Origin of the sequence: Streptomyces sp. NPDC046716 (assembly GCF_040645755.1) — a bacterium.
GTDB lineage: Bacteria > Actinomycetota > Actinomycetes > Streptomycetales > Streptomycetaceae > Streptomyces.
This window is the reverse complement of record NZ_JBEYYU010000142.1, coordinates 1-1,245: the sequence shown is the minus strand read 5'-3', so window position 1 is coordinate 1,245 and position 1,245 is coordinate 1. Positions and strand designations below refer to the sequence as shown.

Below are 1,245 nucleotides of genomic sequence, written 5' to 3'. Positions count from 1 at the left end.
GCGCCGTCCTTGGGCACCGACGAACAGGCCGAGCCGAACGGCTCGTCGGCGGTGCTCATGTCGTCGGAGGGGCTGGCCATGTCCGACCCCTTCGAGGCCGAGGAGGCGCTGTCGGAGGCCTTGTCCTTGGAGTCGCTGTCGGAGCAGGCGGTCAGTGCCACGGGAAGCATGGCGGCGGCAGCGACGGCGACGGCGGCACGACGGAGGCGAGTCTGCATGAAAATCCCTCAACGATCGGAGCGGTGAAGGCCGGTTGCCTCCATCGCCGGGAATCCGGTGGCCTCGCCGGTGCGGATTGGTCGCTCCCCCGAAAGAGTGACACCCGTAGACGCTCCGACGGGACAAATAACCTCAATCCCGACCAATCCGCTCACCCCGCGGCGACGAATTCCCTATGTGAGGGCGCGAACGACGCGCCGACCCCCGGTAGCCCGCGCTCTCACCGGCCCCGGGCCGCTCGGGGGCCCGGCGGGTCCGCTCGCCCGCCGCAAAGGAGTGTTGATCATGACCGCTCATCGAGTAAGCACCCGGATCCTGGTCGGAGCCTCGGCGCTCGCGCTGCCGTTCTCGCTGGCCGCGCTGGCTCCCTCCGCCTCCGCCGACGACATGACCGACCCGTTCGGCCCGGCCTGTTCGTCGGTGCCCAAGGACGGCGCGGGATCGTTCGACGGCATGGCCAAGGACCCGGTCGCCACGGCCGCCTCCCACAACCCCGACCTGTCGACGCTGGTCACAGCGGTCAAGAAGGCCGGCCTCGTGGACACGCTGAACAACGCGAAGGACATCACGGTGTTCGCGCCGACGAACGAGGCGTTCGCGAAGATCCCGAAGGCGGACCTGGACAAGGTGCTGGGCGACAAGGCCCAGCTCACCAAGATCCTCACGTACCACGTGGTGGGCGAGAAGGTGACGCAGGACAAGCTGGCCGACGGCAGCTTCAAGACGCTGGAGGGCAGCAAGCTGATGACGTCCGGGTCCGGCGAGAAGTTCAAGGTCAACAGCACCGCGAACATCGTCTGCGGCGATGTGCAGACCTCGAACGCCACCGTCCACATCATCGACAGCGTCCTCATGCCCAAGAGCTGACCGGCCACGGCAGAGCACGTGAGGGGTGCGCCACGACCACGGCGCACCCCTCGCGCACGCTCAGTCGACGGTGACGACCACGGAGTGCCAGCCGGAGGCGCCGTCGGGGATGGTGTTGGTGCGTTTCTCGGTCTGGGTCTCGCCGGTGCGGTCGGTGGC

1 protein-coding gene and 1 pseudogene are annotated in these 1,245 nt (G+C 68.4%); one reads left to right on the top strand and one right to left on the bottom strand.

All coding sequences use genetic code 11. The features are described from left to right. Nucleotides 1–218, bottom strand: a pseudogene (locus ABZ930_RS41400) (fasciclin domain-containing protein); the annotation flags it as partial. 286 nt (nucleotides 219–504) lie between these two features. Here ABZ930_RS41400 and ABZ930_RS41395 point away from each other — a divergent pair. Next, nucleotides 505–1,086, top strand: a complete 582-nt coding sequence (locus ABZ930_RS41395; RefSeq protein ID WP_361560799.1) for a fasciclin domain-containing protein — start codon at nucleotides 505–507, stop codon at nucleotides 1,084–1,086. The last annotated feature ends 159 nt before the right edge of the window (nucleotides 1,087–1,245 follow it).

Coding starts and splice junctions, on each gene's coding strand:
- ABZ930_RS41395 (WP_361560799.1), top strand. CDS start 505: ATGACCGCTCATCGAGTAAGCACCCGGATCCTGGTCGGAGCCTCGGCG.